This window comes from Pseudoalteromonas sp. C8 (genome assembly GCF_011378685.1).
GTDB lineage: Bacteria > Pseudomonadota > Gammaproteobacteria > Enterobacterales > Alteromonadaceae > Pseudoalteromonas > Pseudoalteromonas arctica.
Window position 1 is genome coordinate 61760 of the sequence record NZ_WTKT01000015.1, and the last position, 16200, is coordinate 77959.

A 16200-nucleotide genomic window follows, 5' to 3' on the forward strand; every position below is an offset into this window, starting at 1 on the left:
CGTAAAAAGTGCTAAGCGTGATTTATGTCGCGCTCAGTGCTCAACATAAGCACTTAATAACAACGGCGTATTAATTTAAAAATTTCTACTTATTAAGCCTATATTTAATGCGCTTGTTCCTGTAGATTAAACAAATAATGAATGCAGTATTAACAGTGTCTTAGCTGTTAAACGATTAGCCAAGGAGCGGTAAGTCTCGTGTCAAACACCACACTTACTTATTACAACCAAAATGCCAAAGCCTTTAGCGACTCAACACTTAACGTTGATATGTCGGCGCTTTACGCTGAGTTTTTACCGCACGTTGCACAACATGGACGTATTTTAGATGCCGGTTGTGGCAGCGCGCGCGATGCCGCATTTTTCAAAGCGCAGGGTTTTACTGTAAGTGCGTTTGATGCAAGCCCAGAGCTGGCAGAGTTGGCAAGCAGTTACTTACAACAACCTGTAGCGGTTAAAACATTCCAAGAGCTAAATAGTGTAAATCAATACGACGGTATTTGGTGCTGCGCTAGTTTATTACACGTTCCAAAAGCTGAGTTACCGCAGGTATTTTTAAACCTACGAAATGCGCTCAAACCGAATGGTGTTTTGTATGTATCGTTTAAATATGGCGATACAGAGCGTGTGCATAATGGTCGTGAATTTACCGATTTAAACGAAAATGCTTTAACGCATTTACTTAGCCATACGCAGTTAAAAGCTATTAAACAATGGCAAAGCGTTGATCAGCGCCCAGATCGCGAAAGTGAAGTGTGGCTAAATGCGCTTATAAAAGTAGTACACGTTTTATGATTGGATCAATGCAGCAACAGCTCGACTTTATTGCTTACATTCAGCGCTTATTAGTTGAAGGTGATTTTAGTGCTACTTATAAGTTTGCACTTTTACATGCACTGGCTGATATTAGTATCGAAAAACATCACGCCGATCCGCAAGCACAGTTACAAATAAAATTTGATGAATTAGTCGATAAATTTATTACTTTATATTGGCACCAAGCATCGCCATTTGGTGCAATTGGTAATAATAGAGAGCAACTACTTTTACAAAATACCAACTCTAATAAACAAGCCAAAATTATAACCACGCTTCATGATGCAAAATTAAATAATATTAATTCAATTAGCCAATTAAAAAAGAGCCAAGGTTGGAAAAATATACGTAGCTCAACACTAAAAACCATTAAAGACGGCCCGCTATGGCTCTTACAAAAATTAAATGGCAAAGAAGAGTGTTTCTTGTATCCCCATATTAAAGGCCAATCATACATTACCTTAAATGAAGGTATTGCAGGCTGCTTTAGGCGTTTTTACGACCTAGTTGTTTATTTAGCAAAAAATGCATGGCTGCAAAAAATTCAAAGTATTAAGCATAACCAAGCCTTAATTGGCCCACAAAGCCAACTACATGATTTTTTATTCGGCTTTGATCGCAATGCACTGAGTAAGGCAAAGCCTGTGTTGATAGAGCTTCAGCACGGCAATTGTTTTTATTGCCAAAAACCGTTGAACAGTAAAACCGAGGTTGATCACTTTATACCGTTTGCTCGTTACGCAAATGATTTAGGTCATAACTTTGTGGCAGCACATAGCACCTGTAATAACAGTAAAAGTGACTTTTTAGCTGCGCAACTTCACCGTGAACGTTGGCAAGAACAAAATTTAGTGACTAATAGCCAGCATTTAACAAATCAACTTAGTGATTATTTTAATTGCGATTCAGATAAGTCGCTTTCGGTTAGTGATTGGGCGTATCAGGTTGCACAGGCTAACAGTGCAAAGTTATGGGTAAAGAAAGGTTATTTTGAAGAGGCGGCTGGTTTTAAATATCAGCAACCAAGTACAGGGCTTGATTTAGTGGCGGAAGAAAAGCCAAGGTATGATGTTTAAGGCAGAACTTGTAGTTCGTGCCGTAGGCGGGAGTTTATCTCGCGCTTTTGGGTTGTAGGCGCAGAGCTTGCTCGCGCGAAAAGCGAAGCTTTTAAATTTCGGTGTAATTAATGTGTAGGTGCGATTTTATATCGCGCTCATAAGTTGTTTTTTACTTCGGATTCAAGGGATTAAAAACCTCTATTCGAGGTTATATCGCGTTGGCGATGGCAACCAAAGGGCGGCTGCCGCCGACCGCCCTTTGGAATCCCACGGCGCACCCGAGGATCACACTGTATCTTCAACTTACGTTTATGATGTGAACGTAACCAGCGTAGATAGGCCATCCATGGCCAAGCTACGCTTTGTACAGCATCCATGCTGTACATTACTCATCATTAACTAAGTTTCAGGTGTGATCACGGGGAATTGGAGTGTGTTGGTAGATTGGTGTTTATGAATACTTGCAGGTATTTATTCATGCTTTTAGTTATATGAGACATATACAGGAAAATTATGTACGAAAATCGTTTTACTAATTGGATGCGCTGGGTTGATCGAGAACAAAGTGAGGGTATCCAATATCCGGGTATTTATATCTGTGCAATTACAGATGAAGATTTATCTAGTAAAGATTTTTCATGGATTACAAACATAGTGTATGTAGGAATGACGAACTCTGTAAAAGGCTTAAAAGGAAGGCTAAAACAGTTTGATAACACAATAAAAGGCAAAAGTGGTCATGGTGGCGCGGATCGCATGCGATACAAATATCAAAATTATAATGAGTTAGTAAACAAGTTATATGTAGCTGTAGCACCATTTACATGTAATGTTAAATCAAACAGTCCTGAAGACTTACGAACTATGGGTTAAGTAGCAAAGTTCGAATATGATTGCTTTGCACGCTTTACAGAATTATTTGGTTATCTTCCTGAGTTTAATGATTACGCCAAATCGCCTAAATATAGTTTAGCAACAGGGCATGAAGAATAGACTTTTGAGGGAAAAATATATTCAAATAGCTTTAAAGATTAGATACATGCTTCACCTTGATTGGCAACAAAGCGCTATTAGCATTGACTAAATATAATAGTTAATTGAATGGTGAAATTATTGTTTGCTTATATATTCAAACAAACAGTGTGCGCATATTTTCCATTTCACTTTGTTCAGAGATAATGAAAAACTTATTTATAGCAATATGTTAGGTGATTTATTAAAACTATATGAAATAGATAAATGAGCGTGAAGGCTGCAGAAATGTGCGATTCACGCACTACTTAATTGTGATAAAACTAATCGGGCACCGAGTATTATCGTAAAGTTTTTACTGTCAGAGAAAATAAAATAAAAGGAAGTAACATGGCTGCTAAGTCAAATTTGGTAAACCTAGATGCAATGATCAAAAGAGCCGATTTTGCACACAAACAAGATGAAAATTCATCTTTCGAAACCTTTAATAGTATTCCTGCTAGGGAGCTAGCCTCGGGTAGTCCTATAGTGGCTTTACTAAGAAAGCCTGATTTTCAAAGAGAAACAAACCATTGGACGCCAGATCAAGTTGTTTCTTTACTTGAATGCTATATCAATGGCGATCTAATTCCTTCTGTAATTTTATGGATGTCTCCTTCGTTTTTATTTGTTATTGATGGAGGGCATAGACTAAGCGTAATCCGCGCATGGATGGAAGATGATTATGGTGATGGGCAAATATCACACAAGCTATTTGGGCATGATATCTCTTCTGAACAAAAAAAAGCAGCGGAAAAAACGAGGAAACTAGTTAAAGAAAAAATCGGTGCATGGAGTTATTATCAAAGTCTTTTAAAAGACAATGATAATGACGATATAACACATGAACAAAGAAAAAAGTTAAGTACTTTGACTGCCCGTGGGTTACCGGTGCAATGGGTGAAAGGAGATACTGATAAGGCAGAGACATCATTCTTTAACATAAATATGAAAGGGACTCCCCTAGATCCTCTTGAGGAGTTGCTATTGAGGAATAGAAAAAGACCTGTCCCAATCGCTGCACGAGCAATTATTCGAGCAGGCAAGGGACATCGTTATTGGTCATCATTTGAGAAAGAGAAAACAGAAGTTATTGAAATGCAGTCTCTTAAATTGCACCGTTTATTATTTGACCCCGAGATAAAAAAGCCTATAAAGACTTTGGACTTGCCACTAAGTGGTTCAAAAGGTATTAGAACAGCAATTCAAATACTGATCGATTTTATCCTAATTGCAAACTCCAATCAGAAAGATGGTGTGCTGAAATTAGATAAATACCCTGAAGATCTATCTGGTGAGGGCACTCTTAATGTTTTGAAAAAAACGATCACGTTAGCATCAAGGATTACAGGTAATGATCGCGGTAGCCTTGGGCTTCACCCTGCAATATATTTCTATGGTCCTACAGGTCGTCACTCAAGCGCTATGTTTTTAGGTGCTATAACTCTTTTCAATGAAAAACTAATACAAAACAATAAATCTTTTTTTACTAAGTTCACAGATGTCAGAGCACAGTTAGAAGAAATACTTATTAATAATAAAGAGCTCGTCGCTACTATATTACAAAAACACATTAGTCATAAACGGGTTGATATCTTTAAAGACTTGCTAGAGAAGATTGTTGTTAAGTTATCAGAGAGAGAAGAAATAACTCAAAATGACTTAATTGTATTCTCTCAATTGGACGGTAAGTTAATTTCTGGTGATGTTCAAAATGGTAACTCTAAAATAACAGATGAACAGAAAAGTAAATTATTTATTAATGTGGCTTTAAAGAATGCTCTTACATGTCCTATTTGTAATGGTTATTTAGATGTAGATAAATCAGTATCTTATGACCACATACAAAGAGTTAGAGACGGTGGTGTGGGCAGCTCGAATAATGTACAGCTAACACACCCTTATTGTAACCAATCTATTAAGCAGTAAGTATTTATAGCAAGACGTTATCACTGTCCTTTCATGGTATATAACAGTCAACGAAGAGAATTGTTGACTGCTTTTAATTTAGTTAATTCCTAAATTAAAACTGTATAGACCCATCCTTAAATATATCAAATCCATTACCCAACAGCCAACTTCCCAGCCTCATGCCACATTTCACTCGGCATGGGGTTGGTTAACTTCCACGTTATATTCATTGGCTGGCTGCCGTTGTGGCTTTGGTATTTTACCTCGCCGTAGTTTACAAATCCCATAGTTCGGCCGTTTTCATCTTTGCCTTGTTCGCGCACAAATAACAGGATGGTTTTGCCTGTTTGCTGGTGCTGAATATAACTAAGGCCACGGCCGTGTTCTGGGCGGGCGCTGTTTTGCGTTTGCCAATGGAACAAAGTAGGGCTGATTGCGTAGTCGTGATACAACGTGGTGGGTGAATAGGTTTTTTCACACTTATTAAGTGTTACAAATAACAGCTCTAGGTTTTGGTTTTTAAATTCTAAAACACCTTCGCGGGCGGTCGATTTTTTATCAAACGCGTGCGCGCCAAAAGCTGCTAGTATTTGCTGGCGAGTGTAGCGGCTGTGTAATTTTATGGCGTGATTTGGCAGGCTCGCTAAATAGCTTTCTTGCTGGTGAATACGGTTTATTAATAGCGTAATTACTTGAGCAAGTTCGTGCTGTAGCTCTTTGTGTTTAAGCGCTTGTAAGCTTTGTTCAAGCGTTTTAAACCCCAAGCTTTTACCAGTGCTATCCCAAAAATTGTAATGCGCCATAAGCGCGTACTGTTGGTTTTGTGATGTTGGCGTAAAACTAAAGTCGTTGTTACATAAATCACGTAAAAAGCATAAGTAGCTGAGCGAGTCGCAGCCGAGTAATTGAGTGTTGATTGCGCGGTAATACGCGGCGTAGACATCGGCTTGGTCTGCGGGTATTTCATCACCTTTTAACCATTGCCAGCCGCCGAGCTTTTTATCTTTTGGTTTGTATATATCTTCAAGCGTAACTTGCGGGTTTATACGTAAAAAGTTACTTAGTGTAAGCGCGTCATTAGTGTGTTGCGAATAGCTATTTATAAGCTGCTGTAAACGGCGTTTAGAGTTTATAGCTTGCTGAATATTTTTTAATATTGTTTGTTGTGTGCGCTTTTGTAGCTCAATACGGCAACCCAGCGGTAAATGCGGGAAGTTGTTTTCAATCTCGGTTTTTATTGGCTGGTTACTTTTACCAATAAGTGCGCGAAATTTACTAGCAAAGTCGTATTCTGGGCGGGCATTGCCTACAAAGTCGAGTACGGTACAGCACTGCTTTTGGCTGTTATCGGGTAGGCGTAAACCTCGGCCGAGTTGCTGTAAAAACAGCGTTAGGCTTTCAGTCGGGCGTAAAAATAACAGAGTATCGACCTCTGGAATATCGACACCTTCGTTAAAAATATCAACCACGCAAAGTATTTGTATTTCGCCTTGGCGTAGTGCTTGCTGTTTGGCCGCGCGCTCATTGGTGTTTTTACTGGTCAGCACATCGGCGTTTATGCCTGCTAAGCTAAACTTTTTAGCCATAAATTCTGCGTGTTTTTGGCTTACGCAAAACGCGAGTGCTTTAATAGCGTGAACATTGGTTACGATATCAGCAAGGCTGGATATAATTTTGTTAGCGCGGCTGTTCTCGCCTGTATAAAGGTTACTTAGCTCGCTTATATCGTAACGGCCGCCTCGCCATGTTATTTGGCTTAGGTCGGTATCGTCATCTAGTCCAAAGTATTGAAATGGGCATAAATGGCGTTGATTTATAGCCTCTGGTAAGCGAATTTCAGCGGCTATTACCCCGCAAAAATCATCGAGTATATTTGCGCCATCTTGTCGCTCTGGTGTAGCGGTTAAGCCAAGTAATATTGTGGGTGTAAAGTAACTTAAAATAGTGCGATAACTGGCAGCGCTTACGTGATGTACTTCGTCTATTACTATGTAGTCGTAGTAATCATTGGTTAAATTGAGCGATTCAATTTGGCTATTAAGCGTTTGGATGGATGCAAATAATTGGTTATAGCGTTGTGGTTTGTAGTTACCTACCCACAGCTCGCCAAAGTCGTTATTTTTAAGCACGCCACGGTAAGCGCTTTGCGCTTGTTTAAGTATTTCTTCGCGGTGGGCTACAAACAAAAAGTGTGCGTTTGGGTTTTTATCGTAAACAGTTTTAAAGTCGAACGCCGATATTATGGTTTTACCTGTGCCGGTTGCGGCAACTACTAAGTTTTTAAAACGATTATGTACGCTGCGCTCAGCACTTAGCTTTTCTAAAATAGCGAGCTGATGCGTTTTTGGTGTTATATCAAAATAAAACTGGCTGCTTGATTGCCCAACACCGCGCTGCTCGTTAAGTGAATTGATGAGCTTTTCTTTACACTCAACAGCGCCTGTAAATAGCTCGAAGTCTTTTGATTCCCAGTAGGTTTCAAACGTACTTTTGGTTTTAGCTATTATGTGCGGGATTTCTTGTGCGGTAATTTTTAAGTTCCATTCAAGGCCGCTGGTAAGCGCCGAATGCGATAAGTTAGACGAGCCAATATAGCCTGTATGAAAACCCGTATTGCGCATAAATAAGTAAGATTTAGCATGTAGGCGTTCTTGCTGATTATTATAACTTAGCTTTACTTCGGTATTTGGTAGGTTTGCTAAAAACTCAACGGCTTTAGCATCCGTTGCGCCCATGTACGAAGTAGTAATAACTTTGAGCTTATTACCGCTTTTGGTAAACGCTTCAAGCTCATTTTTAAAAATGCGCAGCCCTGTCCATTTTATAAATGAGACTAGCCAGTAAATAGTGTCGGACGATTTAATCTCGCGCTTTAGCTCGGTTTCGAGCGATATACCTGCATTAGCACCGCTAAATAACTCGCTTTGTGTGAGCCCTGTGAGTGGAAATATATCGCTTGAGTAATCTTTAAGGTTGGCCGCAATAGGGTTTTGGGTATTAAATAGCGCGGTAAGTATTCGGCCTTGGCTGTCGATAAGATTTTCGTTGATTAGTTCGTCATCACGAATGTGATCTTTAAGCCAAAGTACAAGGCTATTAGCTAGGCTAATTTGTTCTTGTAGGCGCTCGTTCGAGTTAGGAATGGCATCGATTGCATGCGTTACAAGTTTACTTAAAAAGCGTGAAAGCCATGTTGCGGCTTCGGCCGTTTCAAGCTGGCGTTCGCCCACATAAAATTGATCACTATTTAAGTTTTGCTTAATTACTTGCGTAATTAACTGCTCGTAAATACCAATTTGCTGCATTAAAACCACTCCCTGTTTGCGAGTGGTTAGTTTACTAAAATGCGGTACAGCTACAAGTATTAATCGACTAAGTTACTAGTAATTAAGTACAAACGTGTGAGTTAAGTATTAGCCGATAGAGCAATTAAAGGATGGTGCTAAGAAACCATCCCCTTCAACTTCACCTGCAAACACATAATTAATGAGTAATTACTTCGCATGGATTCGAGGAAAGCGATGCTTGCACATGGATGTGCGTTCATCGCGTTTACGTTCAAATTAATTTAGTGTTTAAAGATAAGTGAAATTGAGGGGCGCCGAGAGATTCCAAAGAGAAGTCGGCGGTTACTTCTCTTTGGTTGCCATCGCCAACGCGATATAAGTAAATTATTTTAAAAGCTGCGCTTTTCGCGCGAGCAAGCTGAGCGCCTACAGCCAATTTTAAGGCCCCTGCTAAGGAATTTCCCCCTTCGACTTCACCTGCAAACACATAATTAATGAGTAATTACCTCGCATGGATGCGAGTAAAGCGATGCTTGCACATGGATGTGCTTTCATCGCGTTTACGTTCATATTAATTTAGTGTTTAAATATAAGTGAAATTGAGGGGCGCCGAGAGATTCCAAAGAGAAGTCGGCGGTTACTTCTCTTGGGTTGCTATCGCCAATGCGGTATTTGTAAATTATTTTAAAAGCTACGCTTTTCGCGCAAGCAAGCTGGGCGCCTACGGTGAATCATCAACCTTGAGTAAATAGCTGTGTTTATACCTTGTAGACGCAATACTTGTTGGCGTTTAAGAGGTTCGCTTATTACATTATGGGTATGCATTAATGTGTAACTAGTCAGAAAAATAAGAAACAATACACAGACACAGCATCATCCCTGTAACTGAAATTAAGTGGATCATGCCTATTGTTTTATCAACGGGACGTGCATATTTGGTTACAAGACGACCATCAAACATCGGAGTTGGTATGCGGGAGCGTTCAAAAAACATCGAAAATATATAAAATGAAACACTAGCGCCAATGCCTTTATCCCAACTGGGGGGAAGCACACCATCTTTTTCCATATTTTTATTAATATGTTTAACAGAAATTCTTGAAAACAATATGCCAGAGGCAAAGGTACCTATCATAAATACGATAAGAGAATATCCAGCAAAATGAGCTGCGGGCATCTAAAATACCCCTTCAAATATAGGTTTTCTGTCGTATATGTTTTCAGAGGTTTGTTTCATAAAATTATTCATTTTAATACTTGCTGTAAAACCGACATATAACCCTACACCTATATCAATAACCCATCCATAAGGAGTTAACATAAGTAAAGAACTTAAAGCTGTTGTTGTAATCGTTCCGACATAAATACCAGTTGCAGTATTTGCTTTTAAATTATTGGCACTTAAATACTTTTAAAAGCCTTGAGGAAGAGACACTTTTTGCTCTTTGGCTTGCATATCTTGTAGTAAGCTGTGAAATATCACTTGTTCATCCTTGATTATTGAAAAATAAAAGTACGTACGACCGCGCTTTTCAAACTTAAGCTCACCACGTTCACGTCGATGCATTAACTCGCAGTCTGTTATTTTTAGATGTTTTAGGGCTTCTTTACTTGAAAGCCATTTCCCTTTTTATTTTCCATTTAAGCCACTCAAATTATATAAATAACTCTTCGTATATCGATAATTTTGCTTTAGTTCTGTAAATAAGCGTTTTTGGCCATAGGAAAGTCCTGGCTACTTCACGCTTTTTGAGTCGTATAAAATTTAATCGATGTTTAATTTTTTTGCTGCATGTGCTTTTTTTGAGCTTCTAAGCTGAAGAGTGTTTCTACATCAAAGCCAAAATGATGGCTCAATTTAGCCGCTAAGCTAATGCTTAAGTCAGAACCATTAAAAAAACGACTTAGCGTTGATGGATTAACACCTATTTTATGGGCGGCGGTGCTTGAGTTTATGCCCTTTTTGTCAAGTTTGCGTTTAACAATTGAAGCCGCTCCTTTTGATGTAGATATTACGCCTAATAAATCTTTATTTATATTCATGTAATGGTGCCTTTCTATAGATATTGGAAACTTAATCAGCAAGGGCTTTTGACCGATATAGTTATCCTCTTTGGTATTAGATATAAATCATACTAAATAGATAAGTACAAACGATAGCTCTTTTTGCGTCAGCAAGTTTAACGCCTTCAGTAAACTTAAACGCCGAGGTTAATAACTCTCCCCATGATCACACCTGAAATTGAATTAATGATGAGTAATTAACTACATGGCGGAATTTTGTTCCCGACAAATTCCAAGTACCTAAATCCCTTTAGGCAATGCTGTTAAAAGCGTAGCTTGGCCAAGGATGGCCTATCTACGATGGTTACGTTCATATCATTAATTTAAATTGAGGAAATAGTGTGATCCTCGGGGCGCCGAGAGATTCCAAAGAGAAGTCGGCGGTTACTTCTCTTTGGTTGCCATCGCCAACGCGATATTTGTAAATTATTTTAAAAGCTTCGCTTTTCGCGCGAGCAAGCTGAGCGCCTACAGGTGTTTTGTTGAGCTTTGTTTGTTGATTGGGGTAATGAGCTAGTTACTAAAGAGAAAGCGCGATGTAAAATCGCACCTACGGTTTTGTTGAGTGTGGTGGTTTAAATATTGTAGGTGAGGTTTTATACCTCGCGGGTGCTTTATAAAAACCAGACACAAGGTGCACTCCCACCCACAGCTTTAATTTTTGCTTTTTGGATTAGTAATGTTGATGTGTTTTTTCACATTTATAGGTACACTCTTTTAAAGTTTTAATTCAGGGAATGAATAATGATTAAATGGATTTTACTGGTATTTATTAGCGTATTTACAACTTTTCCTCAAGCTGGTGAGGCTTACACACAAGCCCAATGCGATAGCATTAAAAAGCAGCGCGAAGCTATTCGCTCTCAATTTAGGAGTGGCTACAGTAATAAAGAAGGTGAGCGTTTAACTGCGCGCGATAAAGCGCTATTTACCTTACTTGCTAATCACTGCAGTAAGCCTAAAAAGAGTGGTAGCGCTTATCAGGCTACTTCTTCTACCCCAACTCGTACGCCTAATAGCAATTGGTTACTCAATCAAAAAGTGTCAAACATGTCTTTGCACAGCGATAGCTATAAAGATGCCGCTAAGCTTGATGCTTGGTCGAAGTTTTATAAGTTGCCTAAACGTTGCCGCAAAAAAGGGATGGAGTCGGCCGACTTTGTATGGTGTAGCGAGTATCGGGGTCAGCAAAAAGAGTTGTTTGAAGCACAGTGGCAAGGGCGCCAATAAAGATGTTTAAAACAAAATTGCGCGTGGTGTTTGTATTTTTTGTGCTGCTAATTGCATCGGCGCTCATTGCTAATCATTTTACTGGGCGGGTATTTAATTATCATGATCCTATAGGCGAGGTTAAACGAATTTATAGTAGTTTGTCGTCGCAGGTAGCTACTGAACCGTTAGCAACTAAACAACTCAAAAATGTAAGCTCGGCAACTTTACAAAACGCATCAGTACCTGCCGATAATCATTTATCGCAAGCTAACAATACGCGCTGCGTGGATGTGTCGTTGGGTAAGGTTAAATATAAACGCAATGGCGATATATTTACATGGACAGACAGTGACGGTGTACCGCATTTTAGTGATAAAAAACCGGATTTTGCAGTAGCAACTTACGATACTGGTTTTATTGAACCGTTAGATTACTTTGATCTCACTCTAAATACGCCTAATTTACCTTCGTCATTTAACCAAGAGTTACGCATAAAACTCAATACTGTATTTAAAGTATACGGGCAGATTATTGGCGTGCATGCACTTAAAAAGGTAAAGCTTAATTTAACGGTATTGCCTACGCGCCGCGCTTATGAGGCCGCAATAAAGCAACGCAGTGCTGACCCGACAAACACTGCGGGTATGTATTTTCACGCGAGTAATTCTGCTTTTATTCATTATGATAATGCACGCAGTGCAATGCGAACTGCAGTACATGAAGCAGTGCACGCCATTAATAAAGCTGTGTTAGGTTACACACCAAGATGGTTAAATGAGGGATTTGCAGAATACTTTGAGCTTACTAAAAATAATATGCAAATGGCTAGGGCGTGTTGACCTTTCGTGATTGATTTTGCAGCTGTATGTTTGGTTTTTAGGCAAGGCAGAGCCTATGTAGTGTGGTTATTCCCCATAAATAGGCGATAACGCAGCATAAATGCCAAACATGCGCTGCCCTTTGGGTTCTTTCTAGGGACGATTAACTCTTTGTTGCTCGGTTTTTACTTAGCCCACTAGGTTACAAACCTCGCGCCGCGATTAAATCGCCCCTAGATTGAACAAATTTCAATCCACAAAGGTCAACACGCCCTAGTGTTGAGCCGAATAGTTCATGGACGAAAAATAACAATATTACTAAAAATGTATTTTCGATTGATTCGTTAGTTGGTTTGGATGACTCGTGGAAAAAAGGTGATATCAGTAAGTTGTATGCAAGCAGTTGGGCTGCAATTTACTTTTTAATGGATACCCAAGCAGGGCGATCGTTACTTAAGAATATAATGCTTGCTGAGCAAGAATTTCTCTGTAATAAGCTATCTGAAAAGCAATTAAAAACGATGATATATAAGCAATTTCCTAATCTTAATCGTGAATATTCTAAGCGGTTAAAAAAGCCTTTAAAAGCGCATATATTTTAAATTATAAACCAAAAGCGCGAGGTAAACTCCCGCCTACAGCTTTTCGCGCGAGCAAGCTGAGCGCCTACAGGTGTTTAGCTTGGCCTTATTTCAAAGGCAAAGCGCGATGTAAAATCGCGCCTACGGGTTTGTTAAGAGTGGTGTTTACATTAATGTAGGTGAGGTTTTATACCTCGCTTAAAAATGGATTGTTTTTACCACAGAAAAGTGAATTATTGTTCTATGTAGCGCTTAAAAGTAATGAGGCAATTAACCCTGCTATTCGCCTCATTGCATGAGGCAAATAAATAACATAGACTGAAGCTAATTACCTTTAGGACTAAAGACTATGTGGATATGGCAACAGCAAAACTGGCCAAACTTTACGTGGGATGCTGCAGCGCTTGCTCCTTTACTAAGGGAGCTTTCATATAATCAAGGTTTATTAGTAGGGCGTATGGGCGCGCAAAGTGCTCAACAAAAGCAGCAGGCCCTTGATATCTTACTAGCAAATATTATTCACTCCAGTGCGATTGAGGGCGAAAAGCTTAATGCATTTTCGGTTCGCTCTTCTCTTGCTAAAAAGCTCAATATTAATGAGCAACCTTACCCAACAACAGTGCAAAGCGATAATCTTGCAGAGATTATGCTTGATGCAATAAATAACACAGACTCACCGCTTAATTTAGAGCGAGTGCTTAATTGGCATCGCTTATTGTTTGCAGGTGAGCAAAGCTTATTTACTAAAATTGAGGGCGGGCAATTGCGTGCTGACGAGCCAATGCAAGTGGTATCGGGGCGCTTAGATAAACCGGTATTACATTTTACGGCGCCTCCTAAAGAGCGAGTAAATAAAGAGCTTTCGCTATTTTTTAACTGGTTTAACAAAACGCAAAACGATCCTCAAATAGACCCTTTTATTCGGGCAGCTATCGCACATTTATGGTTTGTAACAATACACCCACTTGAGGATGGTAATGGGCGTATTACACGGCTTATAACCGACCTGGCATTAGCGCAAGAATATGCTGAGTCAATTCGGTTTTACGCTATGTCGGTGGCTATTTTAGAAGACAGAAAAAGCTACTACGAGGTGCTTGAAGCGACTCAACGTGGAGAACTTTGTATTACGCAATGGATTAAGTGGTTTTTATGTACGCTTAATAATGCGATACACCATACGCTTAATAATATTGAGCAAACAATTTTTAAAACCAATTACTGGGCAAGTAAAGATCAAACAAAGTTAAGTGAGCAGCAAGTAAAAGTGCTTAATAAGTTACTTGATGGCCAATTTGAACAGGGTATTAGTGCGAGTCAGTATCAAAAGGTGGCTAAGGTTAGCCGTGCAACCGCAACACGCCATTTATCGGACTTGCAAGCGCTTGGATTTTTAACAAAAACCGCCGCAGGTGGGCGTAGTACACGTTACAAAATTGCCTAATGAGGCAATTACACATATTGTTTGCCTCATTGTGTGAGGCGAATAGGTGTTTTAAATTGTTACAGGTGAGGTTTTATACCTCGCGGGTGTTTTTATAAGAGCAAAGCGCGATGTAAAATCGCACCTACGGGTTTGTTGAGTGTGGTGTTTGAGTTGTTGTAGGTGAGGTTTTATACCTCGCATGGTGTTTTTATAAGAGCAAAGCGCGATGTAAAATCGCACCTACGGGTTTGTTCAGTGCAGTGGTTTAATTGTTGTAGGTGAGGTTTTATACCTCGCGGGTGTTTTTATAAAGCCAAAGCGCGATGTAAAATCGCACCTACGGTTTTGTTGAATGTGGTGTTTGAATTGTTGTAGGGAGGTTTTATACCTCGCATGGTGTTTTTATAAAGCCAAAGCGCGAGATAAACTCACGCCTACAATTTTAAATACTGTGCAACCTCTTATCCCAACCGCGTTACTTTCACTTTTATTTTACCGGCATTAGCGCCGTAAAAGCGGCTTAGGTCGTTTGCGAATGGGCAAAACTCGCCTGATTTATCTATTTTAATATCGGCGCCGTTGGCTATTTCAAAAAGGTGGTCGTCGTTTTTATTTATAGCACCAATGAGTGAAAACCATTGTGCGCGAGGAAATCGTCTAAATGGTTCGAGTACGGCCATTGGGATTTCTTTTACGCCAAGTTGTACGTTGTCGCGGTTCCAGCCTAATGGCGTGCACTTTATGCCATCGTCAAACCAGTATTGATTTGGGTATGGGGTAAAGCGGTACGTAGCGCTTTGCTCTAGCATGAGCCCGGTTGCGTTGTATTGCTCAGAGGCAAATACCATTACATCTTGGCTTTGGTTAATGCTCAGCACACTCATGTTTTGATTAGCTAGTTCTATATGTTGGCTTAAACCAATAAAGCTAAGTGTGGTGTTGTCGTTGTAGCTAATTTTGTAATGCAATTTTTTAAGCGATTCTGGGCGGTAACTGGTTAGCTTATTAATGCGTTCGGCTACGCTGTAGTGTACTAAGGGCTCAAGGTTGCTGGCTTCGTCATCAATTAATACATAGCACTCTCTATCTACTAATTTAAAAAACGGGTTAAACCAAAAGTAATTTTGTTGATGACTTAATGCGAGCGGATCGGGCGTTACGGTTACGTCATCTTGTGCTACTAAGTTGCTATCGGGGAGTAGGGTTTCGTAATCTATGTCGTGGCTAGTGAGTAACGATATATTAAGCGGTTGTTCTATTAACCACTCAAGTGCATAGCGCAAGCTAATATCAGCTAGGCCATCGCGGTAGTAACCGCCGCCAATGTCTGAATGCGCACCTGCAAACCATAGCTCGGTAATATTGTTTTGATGGTTCATGAGTGTGGGTTCAAAGGCGCGGCGTTTTTCGTCAAGGGCTACGCAGTGCAGCGCGTGAGTAATATTGTTGGCAATGGTGTGGTTTTCAAAAATAACGTGTTCTGCGCCGCGTGTAGCTTTACTTACTTTTGATAAGCCAATAGAGGCAACGGTATCAAACACACATATGTAAACATTATCAGCAACTAAAGGTTCTAGGATTTTGGCAAAACGCCTTGCAAGTGCAGCGCCTCGGCTAAAACCCGTTAGCAGTATGGTATCGCCTAGTTGATAGTGAGCTTTAAAGTCGCTTAATGCTTGATTTAAAATACTGGCTACGTCGTCACCACGAGGTGCAAGAGTTTGGTTTAAAATACGTTTAAGGCGGCTGCCTTTAGTACCAATACCTTGATAATAAAAACTGAGTTGGTTAGCAAAAGGAGTAATAGGGGAGTCTTCTAATTTACCGCCAAGCAGTAAATGCAGTTTTAGAATGTTGGTAATATTAGAGTCTTCTTTAAAATGATCTGAGCTAAATTGTTCTGCGTCACGGGGCTCGTTTCCTGTGCCGTCAAAGTTAAAAATTAGCGTTTTACCTGTCATAACCCAATTCCCTTAGTTGTTTTAAATACTCTACACAGACAATGTTAAATATTAA

The 16200-nt window shown here is 39.7% G+C and carries 13 protein-coding genes; 8 read left to right on the forward strand and 5 right to left on the reverse strand.

Annotated features, from left to right (window positions below):
- The first annotated feature begins 198 nt into the window (after positions 1 to 198).
- The 4 genes from GQR39_RS14610 to GQR39_RS14625 all read left to right on the forward strand — a co-directional run bounded on the left by GQR39_RS14610 (position 199) and on the right by GQR39_RS14625 (position 4814).
- Positions 199 to 795, forward strand: coding sequence for a class I SAM-dependent methyltransferase (locus GQR39_RS14610; RefSeq protein ID WP_165722947.1), 597 nt, complete (start codon positions 199 to 201; stop codon positions 793 to 795).
- Complete coding sequence (locus tag GQR39_RS14615; protein WP_165735974.1) at positions 792 to 1892, forward strand: HNH endonuclease; 1101 nt, start codon at positions 792 to 794, stop codon at positions 1890 to 1892. The genes GQR39_RS14610 and GQR39_RS14615 overlap by 4 nt, the downstream gene beginning before the upstream one ends.
- Before the next feature lie 495 nt (positions 1893 to 2387).
- Positions 2388 to 2747, forward strand: a complete 360-nt coding sequence (locus GQR39_RS14620; RefSeq protein ID WP_165735975.1) for a hypothetical protein — start codon at positions 2388 to 2390, stop codon at positions 2745 to 2747.
- A gap of 489 nt (positions 2748 to 3236) precedes the next feature.
- Positions 3237 to 4814 (forward strand): DUF262 domain-containing protein, encoded by a 1578-nt coding sequence (locus GQR39_RS14625; protein WP_121954150.1) that lies wholly within the window; start codon positions 3237 to 3239, stop codon positions 4812 to 4814.
- Positions 4815 to 4948: 134 nt separating this feature from the next.
- Here the strand turns inward: GQR39_RS14625 and GQR39_RS14630 are convergent, their stop codons facing one another.
- From GQR39_RS14630 to GQR39_RS14645, 4 genes are all read right to left on the reverse strand, one after another.
- The gene (locus GQR39_RS14630) at positions 4949 to 8101 is read right to left on the reverse strand and encodes a DEAD/DEAH box helicase (protein WP_165735976.1); all 3153 of its coding nucleotides are present in this window, start codon (positions 8099 to 8101) and stop codon (positions 4949 to 4951) included.
- An 817-nt stretch (positions 8102 to 8918) separates the two neighbouring features.
- Positions 8919 to 9260, reverse strand: a complete 342-nt coding sequence (locus tag GQR39_RS14635; protein ID WP_165735977.1) for a hypothetical protein — start codon at positions 9258 to 9260, stop codon at positions 8919 to 8921.
- Between the two features lie 234 nt (positions 9261 to 9494).
- The gene (locus tag GQR39_RS14640; protein WP_165735943.1) at positions 9495 to 9650 is read right to left on the reverse strand and encodes a hypothetical protein; all 156 of its coding nucleotides are present in this window, start codon (positions 9648 to 9650) and stop codon (positions 9495 to 9497) included.
- 209 nt (positions 9651 to 9859) lie between these two features.
- Entirely contained in the window at positions 9860 to 10126 is a 267-nt protein-coding gene (locus GQR39_RS14645) for a helix-turn-helix transcriptional regulator (protein ID WP_165735978.1), read from the reverse strand.
- A gap of 765 nt (positions 10127 to 10891) precedes the next feature.
- On the opposite strand from GQR39_RS14645, the gene GQR39_RS14650 reads away from it, so the two are divergent.
- The 4 genes from GQR39_RS14650 (at position 10892) to GQR39_RS14665 (ending at position 14202) form a co-directional block, all read left to right on the forward strand.
- Complete coding sequence (locus tag GQR39_RS14650; protein WP_165735979.1) at positions 10892 to 11377, forward strand: hypothetical protein; 486 nt, start codon at positions 10892 to 10894, stop codon at positions 11375 to 11377.
- Between the two features lie 2 nt (positions 11378 to 11379).
- Positions 11380 to 12198, forward strand: a complete 819-nt coding sequence (locus GQR39_RS14655; protein WP_240918214.1) for a DUF1570 domain-containing protein — start codon at positions 11380 to 11382, stop codon at positions 12196 to 12198.
- A 332-nt stretch (positions 12199 to 12530) separates the two neighbouring features.
- Positions 12531 to 12779 carry a hypothetical protein gene (locus GQR39_RS14660; protein ID WP_240918215.1) on the forward strand — a complete coding sequence of 83 codons (249 nt, stop codon included), beginning with the start codon at positions 12531 to 12533 and terminating at the stop codon, positions 12777 to 12779.
- Between the two features lie 328 nt (positions 12780 to 13107).
- The gene (locus tag GQR39_RS14665; protein WP_165735980.1) at positions 13108 to 14202 is read left to right on the forward strand and encodes a Fic family protein; all 1095 of its coding nucleotides are present in this window, start codon (positions 13108 to 13110) and stop codon (positions 14200 to 14202) included.
- Between the two features lie 443 nt (positions 14203 to 14645).
- Here GQR39_RS14665 and GQR39_RS14670 read toward each other — a convergent pair whose 3' ends face one another.
- Positions 14646 to 16145, reverse strand: coding sequence for a DUF2235 domain-containing protein (locus GQR39_RS14670; RefSeq protein ID WP_165735981.1), 1500 nt, complete (start codon positions 16143 to 16145; stop codon positions 14646 to 14648).
- Between the last annotated feature and the right edge of the window lie 55 nt (positions 16146 to 16200).